At 68.0% G+C, this 21,030-nt stretch carries 23 protein-coding genes; 13 read left to right on the forward strand and 10 right to left on the reverse strand.

Annotated features, from left to right (window positions below; genetic code table 11):
- Positions 1-44 precede the first annotated feature (44 nt).
- The 3 genes from AC1DX5_RS00880 to AC1DX5_RS00890 are packed head-to-tail and all read left to right on the forward strand — an operon-like array spanning position 45 to position 870.
- Complete coding sequence (locus AC1DX5_RS00880) at positions 45-266, forward strand: hypothetical protein (protein WP_465171993.1); 222 nt, start codon at positions 45-47, stop codon at positions 264-266.
- 40 nt (positions 267-306) lie between these two features.
- Positions 307-573 (forward strand): hypothetical protein, encoded by a 267-nt coding sequence (locus tag AC1DX5_RS00885; protein ID WP_465175798.1) that lies wholly within the window; start codon positions 307-309, stop codon positions 571-573.
- Between the two features lie 45 nt (positions 574-618).
- Positions 619-870, forward strand: a complete 252-nt coding sequence (locus tag AC1DX5_RS00890; RefSeq protein ID WP_465175797.1) for a hypothetical protein — start codon at positions 619-621, stop codon at positions 868-870.
- Positions 871-888: 18 nt separating this feature from the next.
- Here AC1DX5_RS00890 and AC1DX5_RS00895 read toward each other — a convergent pair whose 3' ends face one another.
- From AC1DX5_RS00895 to AC1DX5_RS00905, 3 genes are all read right to left on the reverse strand, one after another.
- Positions 889-2,046 carry a tetratricopeptide repeat protein gene (locus AC1DX5_RS00895; RefSeq protein WP_478013774.1) on the reverse strand — a complete coding sequence of 386 codons (1,158 nt, stop codon included), beginning with the start codon at positions 2,044-2,046 and terminating at the stop codon, positions 889-891.
- Positions 2,047-2,214: 168 nt separating this feature from the next.
- A complete protein-coding gene (locus AC1DX5_RS00900; RefSeq protein ID WP_478013775.1) occupies positions 2,215-3,972 on the reverse strand; it encodes a vWA domain-containing protein in 1,758 nt (585 codons plus the stop codon).
- Positions 3,973-4,076: 104 nt separating this feature from the next.
- On the reverse strand, positions 4,077-4,622 hold the full coding sequence (locus AC1DX5_RS00905; RefSeq protein ID WP_478013776.1) for an RNA polymerase sigma factor: 546 nt from the start codon (positions 4,620-4,622) through the stop codon (positions 4,077-4,079).
- A 226-nt stretch (positions 4,623-4,848) separates the two neighbouring features.
- Here AC1DX5_RS00905 and AC1DX5_RS00910 point away from each other — a divergent pair, with 226 nt between their 5' ends.
- The gene (locus tag AC1DX5_RS00910; RefSeq protein ID WP_478013777.1) at positions 4,849-5,685 is read left to right on the forward strand and encodes an HpcH/HpaI aldolase/citrate lyase family protein; all 837 of its coding nucleotides are present in this window, start codon (positions 4,849-4,851) and stop codon (positions 5,683-5,685) included.
- A 52-nt stretch (positions 5,686-5,737) separates the two neighbouring features.
- Here the strand turns inward: AC1DX5_RS00910 and AC1DX5_RS00915 are convergent, their stop codons facing one another.
- Positions 5,738-6,133 carry a DUF3597 domain-containing protein gene (locus AC1DX5_RS00915; protein ID WP_465175792.1) on the reverse strand — a complete coding sequence of 132 codons (396 nt, stop codon included), beginning with the start codon at positions 6,131-6,133 and terminating at the stop codon, positions 5,738-5,740.
- A 176-nt stretch (positions 6,134-6,309) separates the two neighbouring features.
- On the opposite strand from AC1DX5_RS00915, the gene AC1DX5_RS00920 reads away from it, so the two are divergent.
- Positions 6,310-6,873 carry a DUF4142 domain-containing protein gene (locus AC1DX5_RS00920; RefSeq protein WP_465175791.1) on the forward strand — a complete coding sequence of 188 codons (564 nt, stop codon included), beginning with the start codon at positions 6,310-6,312 and terminating at the stop codon, positions 6,871-6,873.
- A 43-nt stretch (positions 6,874-6,916) separates the two neighbouring features.
- On the opposite strand, the gene AC1DX5_RS00925 is transcribed toward AC1DX5_RS00920, so the two are convergent.
- On the reverse strand, positions 6,917-7,858 hold the full coding sequence (locus AC1DX5_RS00925) for an alpha/beta hydrolase (RefSeq protein ID WP_478013778.1): 942 nt from the start codon (positions 7,856-7,858) through the stop codon (positions 6,917-6,919).
- Between the two features lie 131 nt (positions 7,859-7,989).
- Here AC1DX5_RS00925 and aac(3) point away from each other — a divergent pair, with 131 nt between their 5' ends.
- Together aac(3) and AC1DX5_RS00935 are read left to right on the forward strand one after the other, a co-directional pair.
- Positions 7,990-8,802, forward strand: coding sequence for an aminoglycoside 3-N-acetyltransferase (aac(3), locus tag AC1DX5_RS00930; RefSeq protein ID WP_478013779.1), 813 nt, complete (start codon positions 7,990-7,992; stop codon positions 8,800-8,802).
- On the forward strand, positions 8,799-9,566 hold the full coding sequence (locus AC1DX5_RS00935) for a hypothetical protein (RefSeq protein ID WP_478013780.1): 768 nt from the start codon (positions 8,799-8,801) through the stop codon (positions 9,564-9,566). Before aac(3) ends, AC1DX5_RS00935 begins: the two co-directional genes overlap by 4 nt.
- Before the next feature lie 16 nt (positions 9,567-9,582).
- On the opposite strand, the gene AC1DX5_RS00940 is transcribed toward AC1DX5_RS00935, so the two are convergent.
- Together AC1DX5_RS00940 and AC1DX5_RS00945 are read right to left on the reverse strand one after the other, a co-directional pair.
- Positions 9,583-11,334 (reverse strand): DUF885 domain-containing protein, encoded by a 1,752-nt coding sequence (locus AC1DX5_RS00940; protein WP_478013781.1) that lies wholly within the window; start codon positions 11,332-11,334, stop codon positions 9,583-9,585.
- A gap of 89 nt (positions 11,335-11,423) precedes the next feature.
- Complete coding sequence (locus tag AC1DX5_RS00945; protein WP_478013782.1) at positions 11,424-11,897, reverse strand: Cif family virulence factor; 474 nt, start codon at positions 11,895-11,897, stop codon at positions 11,424-11,426.
- A gap of 149 nt (positions 11,898-12,046) precedes the next feature.
- On the opposite strand from AC1DX5_RS00945, the gene AC1DX5_RS00950 reads away from it, so the two are divergent.
- Positions 12,047-12,994 carry a LysR family transcriptional regulator gene (locus tag AC1DX5_RS00950; protein WP_478013783.1) on the forward strand — a complete coding sequence of 316 codons (948 nt, stop codon included), beginning with the start codon at positions 12,047-12,049 and terminating at the stop codon, positions 12,992-12,994.
- A gap of 35 nt (positions 12,995-13,029) precedes the next feature.
- Here AC1DX5_RS00950 and AC1DX5_RS00955 read toward each other — a convergent pair whose 3' ends face one another.
- Positions 13,030-13,896 carry an aldo/keto reductase family oxidoreductase gene (locus AC1DX5_RS00955; RefSeq protein WP_478013784.1) on the reverse strand — a complete coding sequence of 289 codons (867 nt, stop codon included), beginning with the start codon at positions 13,894-13,896 and terminating at the stop codon, positions 13,030-13,032.
- 96 nt (positions 13,897-13,992) lie between these two features.
- Between AC1DX5_RS00955 and AC1DX5_RS00960 the strand changes: the two genes are divergently transcribed.
- The 5 genes from AC1DX5_RS00960 (at position 13,993) to AC1DX5_RS00980 (ending at position 18,813) form a co-directional block, all read left to right on the forward strand.
- Complete coding sequence (locus tag AC1DX5_RS00960) at positions 13,993-14,895, forward strand: LysR family transcriptional regulator (RefSeq protein ID WP_478013785.1); 903 nt, start codon at positions 13,993-13,995, stop codon at positions 14,893-14,895.
- A gap of 4 nt (positions 14,896-14,899) precedes the next feature.
- Positions 14,900-15,052: a hypothetical protein gene (locus AC1DX5_RS00965; RefSeq protein ID WP_478013786.1), complete on the forward strand. Its 153-nt coding sequence runs from the start codon at positions 14,900-14,902 to the stop codon at positions 15,050-15,052.
- Between the two features lies 1 nt (position 15,053).
- Positions 15,054-16,472, forward strand: coding sequence for a succinylglutamate-semialdehyde dehydrogenase (astD, locus tag AC1DX5_RS00970; RefSeq protein WP_478013787.1), 1,419 nt, complete (start codon positions 15,054-15,056; stop codon positions 16,470-16,472).
- The gene (locus AC1DX5_RS00975; protein ID WP_478013788.1) at positions 16,472-17,617 is read left to right on the forward strand and encodes a carbohydrate porin; all 1,146 of its coding nucleotides are present in this window, start codon (positions 16,472-16,474) and stop codon (positions 17,615-17,617) included. Before astD ends, AC1DX5_RS00975 begins: the two co-directional genes overlap by 1 nt.
- Before the next feature lie 95 nt (positions 17,618-17,712).
- Entirely contained in the window at positions 17,713-18,813 is a 1,101-nt protein-coding gene (locus tag AC1DX5_RS00980) for a pyridoxal phosphate-dependent aminotransferase (RefSeq protein WP_478013789.1), read from the forward strand.
- Positions 18,814-19,016: 203 nt separating this feature from the next.
- Here the strand turns inward: AC1DX5_RS00980 and AC1DX5_RS00985 are convergent, their stop codons facing one another.
- Entirely contained in the window at positions 19,017-19,565 is a 549-nt protein-coding gene (locus AC1DX5_RS00985) for a metallophosphoesterase family protein (protein WP_478013790.1), read from the reverse strand.
- A 117-nt stretch (positions 19,566-19,682) separates the two neighbouring features.
- Positions 19,683-20,984 (reverse strand): Hsp70 family protein, encoded by a 1,302-nt coding sequence (locus tag AC1DX5_RS00990; protein ID WP_478013791.1) that lies wholly within the window; start codon positions 20,982-20,984, stop codon positions 19,683-19,685.
- Positions 20,985-21,030: the final 46 nt, after the last annotated feature.

Below are 21,030 nucleotides of genomic sequence, written 5' to 3' on the forward strand. Positions count from 1 at the left end.
CGGGAGCCCGCGTCGGTGGCGCGGCCCGTAGTGGAGAGCACATCATGTCTCGCGCCATCAATGTCGACGCAACGCACGACGAAGTCGTGGCCATGGCCGCCAAGCACGGTGCCGTCATCAGCGCGATCGAAAAGCTGCAACCGAGTGGGACTCGCGTCGTGTTCATGAACGCGGACGGAAGCGCCCTGATCGCAAAGGCGTTTGGATCGCGGGTGATCAAGGGCCCGGTGACCCGCACACCCTGGGGCAGCGCCTCGTCGCGCTGAGCCGCGCCGGTACGCGACAAGCTCTCTGAAAGGACGATATATGCAGCCCACCGCCCTGTTCTGCCGGACCCAGGAAGCGCAGCAGCATTCGCGCGCGGCCGAGGCCCGTCTCGACAATGTTCGGCATATCGCCACCAGCGCCGCGAACGCATGGGGCAAGGAAGCAGTCCTGGCCGAGCGTCGCGAGGCGCGACAGCTTGCGGGAACAGTCCCCGCCATCGACCCGGATATCGGGTCCCTTTCCTCGGATCGAACGTTGAGCGAAAACCCGGACCGGGGATTTGCGGGGCAGCCCGGTCGCGCATGATCGGTTGGTCCGCGGTGGAACTGCCGGTTGAACAGGGAGAGCGCCATGGATCGAAGCGTACCATCGGACACCGTGGAGCAATGGATGACTCATCTCCGCCTGCAGCGCACCCGCGCGCGTGACATGGTGTGGCTGATCGAGGGCGGCGCCACCTTGCATGACGGGCGTGAAGGCGATCCGATGACTGACGCCACCCAGCGGTGGCTGACCGAGCAGAAGGAGGTCATCACTGAAACCGACCGCCTTCTCGCGCTCTATGAGAGCATCAATCTCCGCGATCATATTATCGGCCGATAGCGCCCGGCCATCCGCTGCCTATTCGATCACCGCCTCATACCGCGCATCCAGATCGAGCGCGCGCTCCGCATCGGCATCGGCGCGGCGGGCATCGCCGCGCTGTCGAAACAACAGGCTGCGATTGTAATAAACCCGCGCCGTGCCCGGCGCATAGCGCACTGCCTTGTCGAGATCGGCCATGGCATGCGGAAGGTCACCCTTGCGCTCATGGGCAAGGCCCCGGTTGAGCCACGCGATGGCGAGTTTCGGCGCGATCCCGATCGCCTGATCGAACGCCGCGATCGCGCCGTCGGTGTCGCCCCGCCAGGCCAGGGACAGACCATCGGCGACATGCGCTGACGCGCGCCCGGTAGAGCCCGGCGCAGCGGGATCGACCAGCTTCCGGCAGGCAGCGAGGTCGCGGCCGGGGTCGTTGATGGTGCAGGCGTTCCAGTCGCCCCGTCCGCTCGCGTTGCGCGCACGTCGCAAGGCCGCGGGCGAGCGCATTGCCGTGCCCGTCACGACGATGTCGTCGCGGGCGGACGCGCGCTGCTCCGCCACTGCCGCGGGCGCGGCCATCATGGGCACCGGCTCAGGCGGCGGCGGAGGAGGTGGTGGCGGCGGTGCTGGCGCCTCGGCGCGATCGAACGATGCGACCCGGCCGGCCACGCTCCCCATCTGCTTCATCTGCATCGCCTGAGGCGACGCATCGTTCTGCGTCGATTCCGCTGCAGGAGACGCCGCGATCTCTTCCGTCCGGCCATCGGCCTTGTCGGCATTGCTCCTCGCAGCCGTGGCGGTCGCGGGGAGAGGCGCAGTCCCCGGCGTCGGCGCGACCGGCGGCAGCGATGCCGGACGCGGAGTCGCCGCCGGCTGCGGCAAGCTCGGCTGACCGGCCACCGCTCCGGGCGTCGCGGGAGCCGGCGCCTGCCGTTCGGGCGCGGCGAGACGGTCGCTGGTGGCCATCCAGACCGGCAGGCCGATCGCCGCGACCAAGGCCGCGGTGACCAGCGCGCCCATCTGCGGACGGCCGATGCGCCACGGGGCCGCCCTGGCCGCGCGAGGCCGCTCGGCGCCTGCCGGGTCAGCCGCGCCGTCGAAGCGCCGCATCGCCGCCTCGATCGCTGCCTCGCGCCGGTCGGGCCGGGGCGGCGGCGGATCGGGCAGTGATACCGAGAGGTCGCTATCGCTGGCCATTCACGGCGCCCCGTCGGCGGAGCGGATCACGCGGCAATCCGGCAGGAGCCTGAAGCAAGGGGACGAAGGGAACATCTGCCGGCCTTATAGCCTCAATTGCGGGCTGGTCGAATGCACGATCGCCCACGGCCTGGCGGGTGCGGCGGGCGTCGCCGCACCCGCCGGGTCCTAGCGGTCGAGCCGGGCGAGCGCCCCGGCCGACTTCGCCGTGCGGACCATCTGGACGAACTCGGCGCGATAGCCGAAATCATCCTCGCCGCGCGTCGCGGTGACGATGCGCAGCACATCGTCATAGGTCATCGACCCATTATTCTTGCCGCCGCGCAGCAGCTCGGCAAAGGCGGCAACGCCGGTCGCGAAGCGCGCATCGCGTGGCGCGTCCTCGAACCGCAATGCCTCGGTCGTGCGGTCGATCGGCGTCGAGATCAGCCGGCTCGTGTCCGACTTGGGCAGCTTGTAGCGGATCTTGACGAAGCCATATTCGCTGCCCCGCGACGGCGCCGCCACCGGCGCGGGACGGGCATAGCGCAGGTCGCCGATGCTGCGCGGGCCGCCGACCGGCACGATCTCGTAGATCGCGGTCACCGTCTGGCCCGATCCGACATCGCCCGCATCGACCTTGTCATTGTCGAAATCCTCGCGGGCGAGCATGCGCGTCTCGTATCCGATCAGGCGATATTCGGCGACGGTCGCCGGGTTGAACTCGACCTGGATCTTCACATCCTTGGCGATCGGGAACAGCGTCGAGCTCGCTTCGTCGACCAAAGTCTTCCGCGCTTCGCTGACCGTGTCGATATAGGCGGCGGCGCCATTGCCGTTCTGCGCCAGCGCCTGCATCAGCGCGTCGTTGTAATTGCCCATGCCGAAGCCGAGCACGGACAGGAACACGCCCTTGCCGCGCTCCCGCTCGATATAGCCCTTCAGCTCGTCCTGGTTGGTGATGCCGACATTGAAATCGCCGTCGGTCGCCAGGATGACGCGGTTGACGCCCCTGGGATCGAGATTGGCCTCGGCCAGCGCATAGGCCTGGCGGATGCCTTCCGCCCCCGCGGTGCTGCCGCCCGCGCCGAGCCGCTCGATCACCGCCAGGATCCGGCCCTTCTCGCTTGCCGGGGTCGGCTCCAGCGCGGTACCGGCCGATCCGGCATAAGTGACGATGGAGACCTTGTCGTTGGCGTCGAGTTGTTCCAGCAGCATGGCCAGCGACTGCTTGACCAGCGGCAATTTATTGGGGGCGTTCATTGATCCCGAGGTGTCGATCAGGAAGACGAGATTGGCGCGCGGCCGGGTCGCGCGCTGGATCTCATAGCCGCGGATGCCGATCCGGACGAGCTTGCGACCCTCCGTCCACGGGCTCGGGAAAACGGCGACATTGGTGCTGAACGGCTGGTCCGCGGAGCGCGCGCTCGCATAGCTATAGGGGAAATAATTGACCATCTCCTCGGTCCGCACCGCCGCCGGCTGGGGCAGGACGTTGCGATTGAGCGACGCGCGGACGAAGGAATAGGACGCGGTGTCGACGTCGATCGAGAAGGTCGAGACCGGCTCCTCGCGCACGACCTTGAAGGGATTCTCCGTCGTCGCGGTGAATTTGTCGCGGCCGACATCCTGATAATAGGAAGGCATGCGAACACGCTCCTCCGCCATCGGGGCATAAGCGCGCGCGGCCATCATCTTGCCCGCCATGAACGGCACCGGCTCGGGAGGCGGCGGCGGCGGGGCCGGCGGTGCATTCACCATGGACCGATCGGCCATCATGACCGGGCCCTGCTGGGCGAGCGAGGGGGCGTCGGAGCGCGTGCCGGTGACGACGATATCATTGGGCGGCGGCGGAGGCGGCGCTGCCGTCTCGATGCCTGACCTGGCGCAGGACGCGAGGAGCATGGCGGTCAGGCCGATGGTGGCGGCCGGGTGAAGGCGGGGCATGGAAACTCTCCCTGATGACAGCGGCACACGATCGTCCGCATGTTCCTTCGACGCCGGTCGCCGGGATATCCTTGGGAGCCGCTGAAAATATTTCTCGAGGGGGGTCAGCCGCCTTCCGCGTCGTCGGACGCGAGCAGCTGGCGGACTTCATGCATCCGCCAGGAAATGGTAGATTCCGCCACGCCCAATATCTCGGCCGCCTCGGCATGGCTGAGCTGCTGGCCGGCGACCAGCACCACGGCATCGCGGTACGCCGGTTTCAGGCGCGCGACCGCGCTCTTCACCCACATCGCATCGTGAAGGTCGCGTCCGTCCGGGCCGCGCGCCAGCCCGGTCAGCACGCCGAGCCGTTCGGTGAAACCCAGGAACGACCGCCGCCGCCGCTTCTGGTCGCGACAGGCATTGACCACGATGCCGCACAGCCAGGTGGTGAACTTCGCCTCGCCCCGGAAGCCGCCGATCTTCTCGACCAGGGTGCAGCACACATCCTGCGCGATGTCGTCGGCATCGGCGCGCGATCCGGTCAGCTGCCAGGCGAGGCCATGGATTCTGTCATAGTGGCGACGGAGCAAGGTGCCGAACGCGGCGCGGTCGCCGGCCATGGCGGCGGCGACCAGCTCATTGTCCGGATCATCCGCGATATCCGCCACGGATCAGCGCCGACCGCAGCGGGAGCGGACGCGACCGCGCGTCGCCCCTGGCCAGACTGTCGCCCTGTCTCCCACAGCGGCTATGTGCATCATTCATGCTGCGGATGCCATCGCGGAGCGGGCCGAAGCGTACCGCAATCGACCGTTTCGTGACTCAAGCCGCGGTGGACGGGATCGTCACGCCTGTGCCAGAGCGTCAGCGAGGATGTGTCGGGAAGGTGAGACAATGAAGCTCCGGTCGCTGCTGTTCGTCCCCGGTGACCGCCCCGACCGCTTCGCCAAGGCGGCGGCAAGCGGGGCCGACGCGCTGATCCTCGATCTCGAGGATTCGGTCGCGGTCGAGAAGAAGCCCGAGGCGCGAACGGCGATCGCCGCCTGGCTGAAGGACGGGCGCACCCTGCCCTGCTTCGTGCGGGTCAATCCGCTCGGTGGCAACGAGGTCCGCGCCGATCTCGACACGATCCTGCCCGCCGGACCCGACGGGATCGTGCTGCCAAAAGCCGAAGGCGCCGCTTCGGTCCGTGCGCTGATCGAGCTGGCCGGCGGCTCGATTCCGCCGATCCTGCCGATCGCCAGCGAAACCCCCGCCGCGGTGTTTCAGCTCTCCACCTATGGTGAGGTCGCGGGTCATCTGGCCGGACTGACCTGGGGCGCGGAAGACCTGCCCGCCGCGATCGGCGCGACCAGTTCGCGCAACGAGGACGGCAGTTACACGGCGCCGTACGAGATGGTCCGCGCGCTGACCCTGTTCGGCGCGCACGCCGCCGCCGTGCCGGCGATCGAGACGGTCTATCCCGACATCGCCGATACCGCTGGCCTGGCCGCCTATGTCGCGCGGGGGCGTCGCGACGGCTTCACCGGCATGATGGCGATCACCCCCGCTCAAATCACGACGATCAACACTGGCTTCAGCCCGAGCGAGGCGGAGATCGCCCATGCCCGCGCGGTAGTAGAGGCATTTGCCGCGAACCCGGGAGCGGGCGCGCTGAAGCTCGACGGCAGGATGATCGACCGCCCGCATCTCGCTCAGGCACGCAGGCTGCTTTTGCTGGCGGAGGGCTGACTCCGTCGGGACGATCGCCGGCGGCGATCCCGCCGCCGGCCATCATTTTGGCTTAGTTGCGCAGGCTGTCCGGCACGACACCGCCATTTTCGGCGAGCTTGGCCATCACTGCCTTGTGAAGCGCGATATTCTTCTCGGCGCTGCCATCCTCGCCGCTCACGCCGAGTTCCGTCGCCAGTTCCTTTCTGGCGGCAAGGCTCGAATCGAGATCGAGCAGCTTCAGCAGGTCGACGATCGATGTCTGGTAGTTGCCGCCGCCGCCCTTCATCGACGCCATCTCCGAAAGCACGGCGCCCACATCGACACTCTGCGGCGCGGCAGCGGCCGGCGCGGCCGGAGCCTGGGCCGGAGCGGCGGCGGGCGCTGCGGCGGGCGCGGCAGTCGCAGCCGGCGCGGCGGCCGGCTTGTGATGAAAGATCTTGTCCATGATGCTGCCGAAAATGCCCATAGCTCTTCTCCTGGTTGCTGTGTTTCGCCCGGCCGGATGGACGTGTCGGTAGAACGGCAGGCGGCCCGAAAAGGTCCGCCACGGTCCGTCCGATAATCGACATGGCGCGGAACGTTCGGCCTCTGCCGGCAGTTTGTGCGCGGGGCGCCTTCTGGCGCGATCAACAGGAGAGGTTTATGCGCTACACACTCATCGCGCTGCTGTCGGGAAGCGCGCTCGCGCTCGCGGCATGCGGGCCGAAGACCGAAACCACCACGACGACCAACAGCGTCACGACCGAGGAAAGTTCCACCAACGTGACCGTGCCCGCGCTGAGCCCGGGCCAGGCCTTCGCCAACGCCGCCGCATCCAGCGATGCGTTCGAGATCGCGGAATCGCAGCTTGCCCAGACCGTCTCGAAATCCGCGGCGATCAAGGCGTTCGCGCAGAAGATGATCGACGCGCATACCGGATCGACGACCAAGCTGAAGGCCGCGGCCGCCAGCGCCACGCCGGCGATCACGCCCGATGCGACCCTGACGGCCGAACAGCAGCAGAAACTCGACGCGCTCAAGCTGAAAACGGGTGCCGATTTCGACACCGGCTATGCGGCTGACCAGGTCGCGGCGCACCAGGCGACGCTGGATGCGCTGAAAAGCTATTCGGTGGCGGGCGACGTGCCCGAGCTGAAGACCTTCGCGACCGGGCTGATCCCGACCGTGACGGCCCATCTCAACATGGCCAAGGGCCTGAAGCCCTGACCGGATAGCGGGGCGGCACCGCCGCCCCGTTTTTCCGCGCCGATCAGTCGATCCACTGCCTGATCGCCCGCGCCACGTCCGCGACCGCATCCCGCGCGATCGCAACGTCGCGTGTCATCTGCAGGAAGCCGTGCACTGCCCCGGGCCACAGCGTGAGCGTCGCCGGCACTCCGGCCTGCTCCAGCCGCTCCAGCAGCAACCGGCTGTCGTCCGCCACCGGATCGGCCTCCGCGACGCCCAGGAATATCGGCCCCAGCCCTGCCAGATCGGCATGGAGCGGCGCTGCCTCAGCCGGCGGCGCTTCCCCGGCGGTGCCGAGGTATTTTTCCCAATACCAGGCCATGCGCTCGCTCGTCAGTCCCTGCGGCCCAGCGCCAAAGACCCGCGCGCTTGCGGTATCGAGCCCGGGCGCGAAGCAGCCATAGAGCAGGGCACACCCGGCCGGTGGCACGCGCCCCGCCTCGCGCAGCCGGATCGCCAGCGCCAGCGCGAGGTTCGCCCCGGCGCTGTCCCCGGCAAAGGCGAAACGGGCGGGATTGAGCGCGTATCGGCTGGCGCGGCGCTCGATCCAGTCCCATGCCGCGAGGCAATCGTCGAGCGCCGCCGGATAGGGGTGTTCCGGCGCCAGGCGATAATCGACGCCGAACAGCACCGCGCCGCTCTGCTCCGCCAGCAGCCGCATCAGGCGATCATGCGTATCGACATTGCCGGCGAACCAGCCGCCGCCGTGCAGATAAAGGATCGCGCCCCGCGCCGTCGCGGCGATCGGCGTATGGATGCGCAGCCGGATCAGGCCGTCCGCGCTCTGGATCCGGCAATCCTCCACCCCGCCCATCTCGGGCAGGCCATCGTTGAGCCAGGCCGACGCGGCGTCCATCCGCGCCCGTGCCTCGGCTGGCGGCAATGCGGTGAGGTCGAACGCCGGGAAGCGCGCGGCCTGGACCGCACGCGTGACGAGGATTTCCGGGTCGATGGGTGCCGCCATGGCGCGCGACTATCATGTGCCGCGCTCTTCGCAACAAGAACGAACTGCCCTGTGTCCCCAAACATGGCACCAACAGTCTTTTGGACCAGGCAGGCGTTGACCGTGCATCGTCGAAACGCGACGATGGCCGAATGGACGAACCGCCGGCGTTCCTGACCCGCGCGCATCTGCGCGACGATCTCAAGCGTCTCGGCCTCCGTGCCGGCGACACCGTGATGGTGCACGCCGCGATGAGCAGGGTCGGGCCGTTGCTGAACGGACCGGATGCGCTGATCCAGGCACTGACCGATGCGCTCGGCCCGGACGGTACCCTGCTGGTCTATACGAGCTGGGACAGCCGCCACGACGACCTGCTCGACGCGCATGGCCGCGTTCTGCCCGAATGGCGCGATCATGTGCCGGGGTTCGACGCGGCCCGATCGCGGGCGGTCAGGATGAACGGCATCATCGCCGAGTTCGTCCGCACCACCCCGGGCGCCCGGCGCAGCGCCAATCCCGGCGCGTCGGTCGCCGCGCTCGGCAGGCTGGCCGACTGGATCACCGCCGACCATCCGCAGGATTATGGCTATGGCGAGAATTCGCCGCTGGCCAGGCTGGTCGAGGTCGGCGGGCGGGTCCTGATGGTCGGCGCACCCTGGGACACGATGACGCTGCTGCACCTTGCCGATCATCGCGCGCGCCTGCCGGGCAAGCGCGTCCTCCGTTATGAGGTGCCGTTCGCGACGCGCGGCGCGACCGAATGGCGGTTCATCGAGGAGTTCGATACCAGCGAGCCGGTTCTCGACGCGATCCCGGACAATTACATCGAACGGATCGTGGGGGATTTCGTCGCGGCCGGCGGCGGGCGACAGGGATTGGTGGGCCGGGCGCCGTCGTTGCTGGTCGATGCCGGCCCCGTCCTCACCCATGGCATCGCATGGCTCGAGCGGGGCGGCTGGACATGACGTCGCCCCTGCCGAGGGACGATCGACCAACTCTCTGGTCGATCGGCGTGGCGGTCGCGATGGTCGCGTCGCTTGCCCATGAAGTGTTGGGGCATGGGCTCGGCTGCCTCGCCGATGGCGGCTCGATCACGCTGGTGACGTTCCTCGTCTTTCGCTGCGCCGGTGCGGGCGTGCTGGGCGATGGCGCCGGGCCCTTTGGCGCGTTGCTGATCGCCGTGGTCGCGCTGGCGCTGTTCCGGCTCTCCCGGCCGAAGGTCTCGGCGTGGCGGCTGTTCCTGCTGACCCTGGGAATCCTCATCCTGTTCTGGGTCAGCGCACAGATGGTGCGCGAGGCGCTGGACCAGAGTGACGACTGGGGCCATGTCGCGCGCGATCTCGCCTGGCCGCCGCTGTGGCGCCCGGTCGTCGGTGCGATCGGCATCGCCGGCTATATCGTTGCCTTCCGCATCGCCGCGCGCCTGACCCGGGGCTTTGCCGAGGCCAACCCGGCGCGGCTGGCGATCCCCTGGCTCGCCTGCACCGTCTCGGCGGTCTTTCTCGGCGCCCTGTGGCACGGCGACCGGGCCGGATCGGCGCTGGACGCGTTCATGACCTTCGGTCTCGCACCCTTGGGCTATCTTCCGATCATCCTCGCGCTCGGTCGTCAGCCACCGTCACGGGACCAGGAATGGATCAAACGGAGTCCCGCCTGGCTGGCCGTCACGATCGCGTTGTTCGTCCTTTTCGCCACCACCATTGCGCCCGGTATTGGTCCGCTGGCCTGACGGTTTCGGCTTCTCGTCACTTCGCCAGTTGCGCCGGCACGAACTGCTCAGCCACGGCCTTGGCTAGCAGGTCCGGCGGCAACAGGCCCTGATCGAGCAGGAAATTGTTGAACGCCAGCCGGTCGAACTTCGCGCCCAGCGCCAGTTCGGTGTCCATGCGGATACGCAGGATGCGGGTATAGCCGTAGAAATAACTGCCCGCCTGGCCCGGCGCGCGCGAGGTGTAGCGTTCGATTTCCTGCTTCGCCATCGCCGGCGAGGCGACGATCTGTTCGAGCAGGATGCGCCGCGCGTCCTCCTTCGAGATCAGGCCGAGATTGAGCATCGGATCGAGCATCGCCCGCCCGGCGCGAAGCAGCCGCGCCTGCAATGCCATCAACTGCCCGTCGAGCGGGTGATAGGGCAGCGCCTCGGCCTCGGCATACAGCGCCCAGCCCTCCACATTGACGCTGTTGAACGCGAAATAGATGCGCGCCTGCGACACGCCGCGCTCGACCAGCGCGGTGAATTGCAGCTCATGCCCCGGCCGCCCCTCATGTGCGGCGACGGTCCATTGCGCCGAGGGGAAGTTGAAATCGTCATAGGCCGAGTCCGGCCCCGAGGACGCCACGCTCAGCGGCAGCACGAAGGTGCCGCGCTCGCCCTTGTTGCCGATCAGCGGCGGCGGCTCCATGTGCGGCGCGGGCGATGCGGCGGACTCGGCCTCGCTCGCCAGCCGCATCTGCATCGGCCTGTCGGGCAGGTCGACGATATGCTCGCGCTTGATCGCGGCCTCATTGGCGCGGATCACCGCGGCATAGCTCGCCTCGAGCTTGTCGTTGGGGATCGTCGCCTGCTTGAGCTGGCGGATGACATCGGCATAGCTGCCGCCCTTCAGCCCCTTTTCCTTCGCGACCAGAGGCGCCAGCGCGGTCATCGCCGCGCGCGTCTCGGCGAACTCGATCTGGGCCTGCTGGATCAGCAGGCGCGGGTCGATATCGATGCCGAACTGCTTCAGCCGGTATGCATAGACTTCGGGCGGCAGGCGGAAATCGGTGCGCACCAGCGGCAGCACTTCGGCGCGCTCCCACGCGGTATAATCCGCGATCTGCTTGTCGAGCTTCGCGAGGGCCGCATCGGCGCCGGCGATCCCGTATTTGGCGAACAGCTTGCGGATGCCCTCGGCATAGGTCCCGGCATTGGCCAGCGCATTGTCCAGCGCGATCTTGTCCGGCCCGAGCAGCCCCGCCTTGCGCGTCTCGGCGAAGCGCGCGCGGGCGAGATCGGTCAGCGGCGTGGTGCCGGGATAATCCCCGACATAACGGCGCAGCAACTCGACTGCCTTTTGGCGCCGCTCGGGCACGACCTGATCGTCGAGCAGCCCCTTGATCCCGCCGAACATCGCGCGCGGCGCATCGCTCCAGGACAGGAAATATTTGCGCCGCAGGCGCGTCCCCTCGAGATCGGACTCGATCGACCGGATCAGTATCTCCAGGTCCTGCCGGACATTGGCGTCCTTCTCCGCCGCCAGCCGTCCACGGAGATCGACAAGAACCTTGCCCATCGCCTCGGCGGTTCGCTCGTCGAGCCTGGGCCCGAGATCGGTCGCCAGCCCGTCATAGGCGGTCATGCCGTTCTGCGAGGCCGATTCCGGATCGAATTTCGCCTGCGCCTCGGCCACCAGCTTCGCATTCCGGTCGCTGACCGCGACCCAGCTCCTGTCGGGCATGGCGGCCGACAAGGGCATGGCGGCGAACAACAGCAGGAACGAGAAGGCGAAGCGGCGCATGAGGGATCTTTCCGGAGATGGCGCCGCCGCAAGAATTCCGGGCGGCCCGCCCTTTCTTGGCCCAGCAAGGCGCCGACGGCAAGAATTGCCTAACCCCGCGCCAGCGCCGCCGTGCGCTCGAGCCCGATGTTCCTGACGAGCGGGTCCGCGTGACGATGCACATATTCCCACGCATCGCCGCGCCGGCGATAGACCTGAGTCACGCGAAGCGACCAGTCCTGGTCCGGCAGGCCGCCGACTTCGCCACGCTGCCGCTCTATTAGGACGAGGACGATCAGGTCCTCCGAGCTATAGGTCCGAACCAGTTCCTGGGTGGTCACGCCGTTCCTGAAATAATGAGCGAGATCGGCGAGATGCGCACTACTCGAATCGAAACCATGACTGGCCGGGCCCCCGAATGGCTGCATCAGGGTAAAGTCCGGCGCGATCGGACCGATCAGATAGCGCCAGCTCTCCATGTCCCCGCGCATAAACGCCGCGTTGGCCAGCGCGGCGCGGTCAGTCAGCCGTGCAGCGGCGGCAACCGGGCCCGCGGTGGCGCGCACGGCCAGCGGCATCGTCAAGCCGGCTGCCAGGGCACAGCGACGCGACAGCATTGACGGCCCGGACGGCCCTGCAGCGCAATTCTTGTCGGGCATTGAAATCTCCTCACAATGTCCTCCCTCACTCGGTGATTTTCACGTACTGAATCCAGTGATATGATTTCAGCGATATGCTGCATGAAATCGATCTCAGCCGGACGGATCTGAATCTGTTCGTGCTTTTCGAGGCAGTGATGGAAACGCGCCATGTCGGCCGTGCGTCCGCCCGGCTGAACCTGTCGCCCTCGGCCGTAAGCCATGGTCTTGGTCGGTTGCGCGCCATGCTCGATGATCCCCTTTTCCTCAGGACGCCGAAGGGCGTCACCCCCACCGCGCGCGCGGTGGAACTGGCGCCCTCGATCGCCGATCTCCTGGCAAGGGTCAGGGGCGTGGTCGCGAGCGCGAGCCCGTTCGATCCGGCGACATCGGCGCGTCGCTTCACCGTCGGCGCCCCGGACGGCGTGTCGGCGGTCATTCTCCAGCCGCTGCTGAACGCGTTGCGGAGCATCGCACCCGGAATCGACCTGGCAATCCGTCAGGTGCTTCCGAAATCCGGCGAGCCCTCCCTCGACCTTGCCTGGCGCGATGCCCTTGCCTCGGTCGAGGTCCGCGCGATGGATATGGCCATCCTGCCCTGGTCGGCCGTCCCGGCGCGATTCATCACCCGGACGCTGTACGAGGAGGATTTCGTCATCGCGGCGCGGACCGGACACCCCTTCCTCGACGACTCCAGCCTCGAAGCTTATTGCGCCGCGCGGCACCTGGTGGTGTCGGAAACGGGMGATCCGACCGGATTTGTCGACACCCTGCTTGCCGCGCGCAACCTTTCGCGGCGCGTCGCGCTGACGACGCCCAACTTCATGTTCGGGCTTTCGGTCCTCGCGGATACCGACCTGATCTCGGCACTGCCGCGCCGGTTCGTCGCGCTGTACGGGCCGCGCTTCGGGGTGGTCGGTCACGACTCACCCCTCGCGCTGCCCGGTTTCACCCTGAGCCTGGTGATGCCCAAGGTGGCGTTGAAGGACGCCGGCCTCGCATGGCTCGCGGGGATCATCGAACGATCCGCTCGCACCACCTAGCACCGCCGAGCCTCGCATGGGTGGCGTGCCTCGCGCTACGCGCTGACGGTACCGATCCGATTCAGCTCGGCAATCACCTCATCCGACAGCACCAGGTCAGCTGCGGCAAGGTTTTCGCGCAGATGCCCGGTCGAGGAAGTGCCCGGGATCAGCAGGATGTTCGGCGCCCGCTGCAGCAGCCAGGCCAGCGCCACCTGCATCGGCGTCGCGCCCAGTCGCGCCGCGACATCCGACAGCGAGGAGGATTGCAGCGGCGAGAAGCCGCCCAGCGGGAAGAAGGGCACATAGGCGATGCCCTTGGCCGCCAGCTCGTCGACCAGCGCATCGTCCTCGCGGTGGACCAGATTATACTGGTTCTGAACGCACACCACCGGCGCGATCGCCTGCGCCTCGGCGACCTGGGCCGATGTCACGTTGCTCAGGCCGAGATGCCGGATCAGCCCCTGGCGCTGCAGCTCGGCCAGCGCGCTGAACTGCTCGGCGATTGAGCCCTCGCTCGGCCCATGGATCGCCCCCATCGCGCGCAGATTGACGACATCGATCGCCTCGACGCCAAGGTTGCGCAGATTGTCGTGCACGCCCTGAGTCAGCTCGGCTGGCGACATCGCGGGCAGCCATGAGCCATCCGCGCCGCGCACCGCGCCGACCTTGGTCACGATCGTCAGCCCCTCGGGATAGGGATGCAGCGCCTCGCGGATGATCTGGTTGGTGACGTGCGGGCCGTAGAAATCGCTGGTGTCGATATGGTTCACGCCGCGCGCAATGGCTTCGCGCAGCACGGCAAGCGCTGCGTCATGGTCCCTGGGCGGGCCGAACACGCCCGGGCCGGCGAGCTGCATCGCGCCATAGCCCATGCGGTTCACGCTGCGGTCGCCGAGGTGGAAGGTCGTGGGAATCGGCATGTCGGGTCTCCGGGGTTTCAGTGCGCAGGATATGCGTCCGCCGGCATCGCGCGATAAGATATGGCAATCGGCACAGGTCGTGCGTTATTATGCACAATGGCCACGGAACTCGACGATCTCGCGACCTTCGCCGCCGTGGTCCGCGCAGGCGGCTTTCGCGACGCGGCGCGCGCGGGCAATGCCTCGGCCTCGGGCCTGAGCGAAGCGGTGCGCCGGCTCGAAACGCGTCTCGGCGTCCGCCTGCTCAACCGCACCACGCGCAGCGTCACCCCCACCGAAGCCGGCGCGCGCCTGTTCGAACGCCTCGGCCCGGCGCTGGGCGAAGTCGAGGCGGCAGTCGATGTGGTCAACGCCTTTCGCGACCGGCCCGCCGGCACCTTGAGGCTCAACGTGCCCGCCAATGTCACCCGGATCGTCCTGCCGTCGATCGTAACGCCGTTCCTCAAGGCTTATCCGGAAATCCGCCTGGAAGTGACGTCGGAGGACGGCTTCGTCGACATTCTGGCCGCCGGCTATGATGCGGGCATCCGCTACGACGAACGGCTAGAACAGGATATGATCGCGGTGCCGATCGGCCCGCGCACCCAATGCATCGCCACCGCCGCCGCACCGGCCTATCTCGAGGCATATGGCCGACCCGAACATCCGCGCGACCTGCTCGACCATGCGTGCATGCGCGGACGCTTTTCCAGCGGACGCGTCGCGGTGTGGGAATTCGAGCGCGACGCGGAGATCGTACGGATCGATCCGGCGGGGCCGTTGCTGATTCAGCCGGGTGCGTCGTGCGACCTGCTGGTGGACGCGGCCGTCGCCGGGCTTGGCGTGATCCACCTGTTCGAGGACTGGCTCAAGCCGCATCTCGACAGCGGCGCCCTGGTGCCGGTGCTCGAACCCTGGTGGCAGCGCTTTTCCGGCCCGTTCCTCTATTATCCTGGCCGCCGCTATCTTCCCGCCCCGCTCCGTGCCTTTGTGGATTTCATCAGGAGCCGGCCGGGATAGGTCGTTGCTTGCTTCGCTTCAGCGACATGATGTCGCGGTGGCGGCGATGGCCACATCGGGCTATTGCCCATTTTCAACCTGCCGCGCGGAAGCGGACATCGCGCGGGAGCGCATGAACGAGACCCGCAACGCGATGCTGAGCGAAATGGCGACCTGACATGACCACCCTGTTCCACTCCCAGGATCCCGCCACCGGTGAGGTGATATGGTCCGGCCCCGAAGCAACGGCGGAGGACTGCGCCGCCGCGGTCGCCACGGCGCGCGCCGCCTTCGACACCTGGTCGGCGACGACGGAGGAAGAGCGCATCGCCTTCGTCCACCGCTACCGCGACGCGCTGAAGCAGGATGCCGAGGCCATCGCGACGGCGATCTCGCGCGAGACCGGCAAGCCCTTCTGGGAGACGAAGACCGAGCTCGCCTCGATGGTCGGCAAGGTCGACCTGTCGATCGCGGCGCATGCCGAACGCACCGGCAGCCGCGAGCAGGAGGCCCCGTTCGGCCGCGCCGTGCTGCGCCACCGCCCGCACGGCGTGATGGTCGTGCTCGGCCCGTATAATTTCCCGGGTCACCTGCCCAACGGGCACATCGTCCCCGCGCTGCTCGCGGGCAACACGGTCCTGTTCAAGCCGTCCGAGGAAACGCCTCTGGTCGGCGAGCTGATCGGCGCGGCGATGCGCAAGGCAGGCCTGCCCGAGGGCGTGTTCACGGTCGTCCAGGGCGGCCGCGACACCGGCGCGGCGCTGCTCGCCCAGGATATCGACGGCCTGTTGTTTACCGGCTCCGCCGGCGCCGGCGCGCATTTCACGCGCATCTTTGCCGAGCGCCCCAAGGTGATCCTCGCGCTCGAGCTGGGCGGCAACAATCCGCTCGTCGCGTGGGACGGCGATCCGCACGCCATCGCCTCGATCGTGGTCGGCTCGGCCTTCATCACCACCGGCCAGCGCTGCTCCTGCGCGCGCCGCCTGATCGTGCCCCAGGGCGCGAAGGGCGACGCGATCGTCGCCGCCGTCGCCGCCCTGTCCGACCGGATCACCATCGGCGCGTGGAACGACTCGCCCGAACCGTTCATGGGCCCGCTCATCTCCCCCGCCGCGGCGGCGCGCGTGTCCCTGCAGGCCGAGGAGCTGATGACGCTCGGCGCCCAGGCGATCCGCCGGTTCGAGGCACGTCCCGGCTCTTCGACCGCGTTCGTCGGCCCGACCATCCTCGACGTGACCGGCCTCGCCGTGCCCGACCAGGAGATTTTCGGCCCCGTGCTCCAGGTGACCCGCGTCGCCGATATCGACGCCGCCATCGCCGCCGCCAACAACACGCGCTTCGGCCTGTCGGCCGGGCTGATCAGCGACGATGACGCGCTGTGGGACCAGTTCCAGCGCCGCATCCGCGCCGGCGTGGTGAACCGCAACCGCCCGACCACCGGCGCTGCCGGCTCGATGCCGTTTGGTGGTCTCGGCGCCTCGGGCAATCACCGCCCCAGCGCTTATTATGCCGCCGATTATTGCGCCTATCCGGTCGCCAGCTTCGAGGCCGACCGGGTCGCCGACCAGCTCCACGACCTGCGGGGTATCCGCGCCTGATGAGGATTGCCGCCACGTCTTTCGTGGCGGCGGCCTCCTGTTTTGCCTCCGCGGCGCGCGCCGAGGAAGAGCGCGCGCCCGTCGAACTCGGCGCGACGTACGTGACGGACGTCCTGTCGGTGGTCGATGGCGGCATCCGACGCGGCACGGCATGGCTCGGCCGCGGAGACCTGACCGCCTCGGTCGACGGTCGCGTATTCGGCATCGATGGCGCTGAATTCTTCGTCGACGTGATGGGCGTCAACCCACCCGATTTCTCCGGTCATGATGTCGGCGATGCCCAGACCGTCAGCAACGTCCAGGCCGACAGCGCGATCCGGCCCTATGAGGCGTGGCTGTCCGTGCCGCTCGGCAGGAGTTTCACGATCAAGGCGGGGCTCATCGACCTCAACACCGAGTTCGCACAGCAGGATGTCGGCCGCGCCTTCCTCAATAGTTCGTTCGGCATCGGCCCTGATTTCTCGCAGACGGGCGTCAACGGTCCCTCGATCTTCCCCGCCACTACCACTGCCGCGCTGTTCCGCTACGAGGACGAGAAATGGGTTGCGCGCGTCGGGGTGTTCGACGCGGTCGCGGGCAGCCTGTCCAACCCGCGCCGCACCGTCTTCCGCATTCCCGGCGAGCGTGGCGCGCTGCTGATCGGCGAGGTCGAGCGCAAGCTTCCCGGCGAGGGTGCGATTCAGCTCGGCATGTGGCACTACACCACCCGGTTCGACCTGATCGACCCCGTCGCCGGCGGCAAGGCAACCAGTCAGGGTGGTTACGCGCTGCTCGGGAGCACCCTCGCCAGGCGGGACAAGGGTGCCCTGCTCGGCTGGCTCCGCATCGGTGTGGCGAGCGATCGTACCAATCCGATCGGCCTCTATCTCGGCGGCGGTGCGGCGTGGCGGACCGTAAGGCACGAAATCGGCCTGGCGGTGGCGCATGCCCAGCTCGGCACGCCTGGCCGCCGCGCGCGCTTGGCCGCGGAAGGCGGCACGGACCGCGCCGAGACGACAATCGAACTTACCTATGCCCGGCCGGTAACATCCTGGCTCACCGTCCAGCCCGATCTGCAATATGTGATCAACCCAGGCTGGCGCCCCTCCCGCCAGGACGCGCTGGTCGCCGGCATACGCTTCAGCTTCTCACTGTCGACGGACTGACCCCTACGGACGTACATCATCAACCACATACGCTCATACCAATCCCTGGCACGCCGTACGCGCGGAATCGGTGCATCGATTTGAAGGAGAACCCCATGCGCTATGTCCGGATGCCGATCGAAGTCGAGTCGCCCGAGGAATTCGGTTATGGCCGCATCCGCTATAATCTTTCCGAAAGCTCGGTTGCCGACCGCAGCATCGCCGGCCTCGGTCTGACGATCCCCGACCTCACCCTGCTCTATGGCGAGCATCGCGGCGGCGCCGGGCTGCGCCGCCTGATTGCCGAGGCGAGCGGCAGCGTCGAGGCGGACGACGTGCTCGTCACCGTCGGCGCGGCCGGCGCGCTGTTCATCATCGCCACCACCCTGCTCGGCGCCGACGATCATCTCGTCGTGGTCCGCCCCAATTACGCGACCAATCTGGAGACGCCGCGCGCGATCGGCTGCGCAGTCACCCATGTCGAGCTGGATTTCGAGACCAGCTTCCGCATCGATCCGGCCGCCATCGCCACCGCGGTCACGCCGCGGACCCGGCTCATCAGCATCACCACGCCGCACAACCCGACGGGCACGATGTTGGCCGAGGCCGAACTGCGCGCCCTGGTCGATCTGGCGAAGCAGCGCGGCTGCGTGCTGCTGGTCGACGAGACCTATCGCGACCTGTCGCTCGACGGCACGCTGCCGCTCGCCGCGTCGCTCGGCGACCATGTCATCAGTGTCGCCTCCCTGTCCAAGGCCTATGGCGTGCCCGGCATCCGCATCGGCTGGATCATCAGCAGGGACAAGGCGCTGCAGGTGCGCTTCCTCGCCGCCAAGGAGCAGATCAGCATATGCGGCAGCGTGATCGACGAATGGGTCGGCGAGCAGATCCTGTCACGCCGCGACGAGATCCTTCAGCCCGTCCTCGACGAGATGCGCCGCCGCCGCGCCCGGATCACGGCCTGGATGGCGGACGAGGAGCTGCTCGAATGGGTGGCCCCGATGGGCGGCGTCGTGTGTTTCCCCCGCATGCGCCGGGAGCCGCCGGGCGGTACCCAGGCCTTCTACAAGCGCCTGATCGAGGACCATGGCTGCTATGTCGGGCCTGGCCACTGGTTCGAGTTGCCCGACAGCTATTTCCGGCTGGGTTATGGCTGGCCCACCGCCGAGGAACTCGAGGGTGGGCTCAAGGCCATTTCGGCGGCGCTGCGCGGCTGAAGCGTTTTTGAGCTGGATTGATATCCCCCGTTCGGCTCCGGACTTGATCCGGGGTTGTCGAAGCCCTGCCCTTCTCTTCTCGGAAGAAAGAACAGCCCTTCGACAAGCTCAGGGCGAACGGGGAGAGGTAATTTCAGCCAACTAAGCTTCGCCCTGGCACCTCCCCGCGCCTTGGCGGCGAGGACGACCGCCAGGCCGGCCAGTCACGCGTCGGCCAGCTCCCGCACGGCGGGGATTTCGGGAAACGCGACGACATGGTCGGCCGAATCGCCCGCCTCGAACCGATGGCCGCTCGGGTCCAGCGTCAGCCGGGCGAGGCTGGCCAGCCGGTTTCCGCCGGCGTCCGTGTCCGTATCCGCTTCGACCGACGCGATCGACGGCAGCCAGTCGATGCCGGTGTCGTCACCGAGGCGATCATGAACCTGATGGACATGGCCCTGCGCGACGAAGCGCAGATCATGACCATCGAACAACGCCTCGAGCGCGCGCCGCGTATCGCGGGATACGGCGCTGTCGGTCGCCTTGAACCAGGGCTTGTGGAGGAACAGGCCGACCGGGCCCGTGCAGCCGTCGAGCATGTCGCGCAGCCAGGCGACCTGCGGGCCGTCCGGATCGGTGTCGAACGACGCCGGGTTCACGCCGATCAGCCTCCAGCCGCTGGTGCGATGCGCCCAATGGTCCTGCCCGAAGGTGGCATGGAACCGGGCCAGCATATCGGTCCGGTCAGCCGTCATTTCGCCGAGGTGAATCATGCGCTCGCTCCCGTACAGGTGATCGCGGCTTCGCACCTGACGAAGCGCTTGCGATCGACCCGGCGAGCGTACCGGCGGTCGGTGCAGCTTTGATGACGCTGATGTTGCGGTTCGGTGTCAGGCCGACCAGGCGGCGATATCGTCCTGCTGCCCGATCAGCGCGAGGCCGTGCGCGATCGAGGTGAGTTCGCCGCCCGAGCTGATCGCCGCCTCGCCGAAGCGGCGCGAGAAGAGCGCGCGCACCGCGGGGATCAGCGAGGAGCCGCCGGTCAGGAACACCCGGTCGATCCCGTCCGGTCCGAGCCCCGCGACCGACAGCGCGCGATCGACCGTCGCGTCGATCCGGCGCAGATCCTCCGCGATCCACGTCTCGAACGCGCTCCGCGCGACCTCCGCCTCGATCTCGAGCCCCGCGCCCGAGAACTGGAAAGGCGCCTGCTCCCCGCTCGACAGCGCCCGCTTCAGGCGCCCGACCGCGTCATAGAGCGGGAAGCCCAACTCATTCTCGATCAGCGCGATCATCCGCCCGATCGCGACGGGGTCGATCGCCGAGCGCTGCAGCCGGTGCAGCTCCTCCAGCGTCCGGCGGTTGCGCATCAGCGCCAGTCGCGACCAGTCGGCGAAATCGGCGAAATAGCCGCCGGGAATATCGAGAATCTTGTCGAACGAGCGATAGCTGCCGCCCTTGCCGAGCATCGGCAGCACCAGTCGGTCGACGATGCGCTGGTCGAAACGATCCCCGGCAATGCCGATACCGGCATGGCCAAGCGGCACGCAGCGCTTCGCCGCACCCGGTTCGGCGACACGCACCACCGAGAAGTCGCTGGTGCCGCCGCCGAAGTCGGCGACCAGGATGGTGGCGGGCTCTTCCAGCCGCGTCGCATAGCTGAACGCGGCGCCCAGCGGCTCATAGACATAATGAATCTCGGCGCCGAAGCTCGCGAACATCGCGTCGTAGCGCTGGCGCGCCAAAGCGGCGTCAGGCCGCGCGCCGGCATATTCGACCGGCCGCCCGACGACGACCCGCTTCGGCCGCGCCTTCAGGCCGTCCCCGGCATGGGCCGAGAGCTTGTCGAGGAACAGCCGGCCGAGATCCTCGAAGCGGTACCGCTTCTCGAACACCGAGGCATGCTCGAACACCGGGCTGGCCGCGACTGACTTGAACGACTGGATGAACCGCGTGTCCTGCGGATAATCGAGATATTCGGCGATCGCCCAGGGCCCCGCCTCGACCGCCATGCCGCCGCGCACATCCTCGTCGTGCCAGAAGCACAGCGCCGACCGGAACACCGCGCCGCGTTCCTCCGGCCCGTCGAACTCGACCAGGGTCGCGCCGCCGTCCGCACCGGTGCGCGCAAGGACGCTGTTGGTGGTGCCGAAGTCGAGGCCGATCGCGGTGCCTGCGGCAACATCTTCCATTGCCGACCTCCGACGCAGCTCAAGGGCGCGCGCTATGCCGCCTCGC

It is taken from the genome of Sphingomonas sp. P2_B6 (assembly GCF_056404755.1).

Bases quoted from the DNA above. Each gene is read 5' to 3' on its own strand.
- AC1DX5_RS00925 (WP_478013778.1), bottom strand. From the start codon at position 7,858: ATGGCGGCACCCATCGACCCGGAAATCCTCGTCACGCGTGCGGTCCAG.
- AC1DX5_RS00980 (WP_478013789.1), top strand. From the start codon at position 17,713: ATGCGCTATGTCCGGATGCCGATCGAAGTCGAGTCGCCCGAGGAATTC.
- AC1DX5_RS00890 (WP_465175797.1), top strand. From the start codon at position 619: ATGGATCGAAGCGTACCATCGGACACCGTGGAGCAATGGATGACTCAT.
- AC1DX5_RS00915 (WP_465175792.1), bottom strand. From the start codon at position 6,133: ATGGGCATTTTCGGCAGCATCATGGACAAGATCTTTCATCACAAGCCG.
- AC1DX5_RS00885 (WP_465175798.1), top strand. From the start codon at position 307: ATGCAGCCCACCGCCCTGTTCTGCCGGACCCAGGAAGCGCAGCAGCAT.
- AC1DX5_RS00935 (WP_478013780.1), top strand. From the start codon at position 8,799: ATGACGTCGCCCCTGCCGAGGGACGATCGACCAACTCTCTGGTCGATC.
- AC1DX5_RS00880 (WP_465171993.1), top strand. From the start codon at position 45: ATGTCTCGCGCCATCAATGTCGACGCAACGCACGACGAAGTCGTGGCC.
- astD (WP_478013787.1), top strand. From the start codon at position 15,054: ATGACCACCCTGTTCCACTCCCAGGATCCCGCCACCGGTGAGGTGATA.
- AC1DX5_RS00990 (WP_478013791.1), bottom strand. From the start codon at position 20,984: ATGGAAGATGTTGCCGCAGGCACCGCGATCGGCCTCGACTTCGGCACC.
- AC1DX5_RS00975 (WP_478013788.1), top strand. From the start codon at position 16,472: ATGAGGATTGCCGCCACGTCTTTCGTGGCGGCGGCCTCCTGTTTTGCC.
- AC1DX5_RS00940 (WP_478013781.1), bottom strand. From the start codon at position 11,334: ATGCGCCGCTTCGCCTTCTCGTTCCTGCTGTTGTTCGCCGCCATGCCC.
- AC1DX5_RS00920 (WP_465175791.1), top strand. From the start codon at position 6,310: ATGCGCTACACACTCATCGCGCTGCTGTCGGGAAGCGCGCTCGCGCTC.
- AC1DX5_RS00960 (WP_478013785.1), top strand. From the start codon at position 13,993: ATGGCCACGGAACTCGACGATCTCGCGACCTTCGCCGCCGTGGTCCGC.
- AC1DX5_RS00910 (WP_478013777.1), top strand. From the start codon at position 4,849: ATGAAGCTCCGGTCGCTGCTGTTCGTCCCCGGTGACCGCCCCGACCGC.
- AC1DX5_RS00900 (WP_478013775.1), bottom strand. From the start codon at position 3,972: ATGCCCCGCCTTCACCCGGCCGCCACCATCGGCCTGACCGCCATGCTC.
- AC1DX5_RS00895 (WP_478013774.1), bottom strand. From the start codon at position 2,046: ATGGCCAGCGATAGCGACCTCTCGGTATCACTGCCCGATCCGCCGCCG.
- AC1DX5_RS00985 (WP_478013790.1), bottom strand. From the start codon at position 19,565: ATGATTCACCTCGGCGAAATGACGGCTGACCGGACCGATATGCTGGCC.
- AC1DX5_RS00955 (WP_478013784.1), bottom strand. From the start codon at position 13,896: ATGCCGATTCCCACGACCTTCCACCTCGGCGACCGCAGCGTGAACCGC.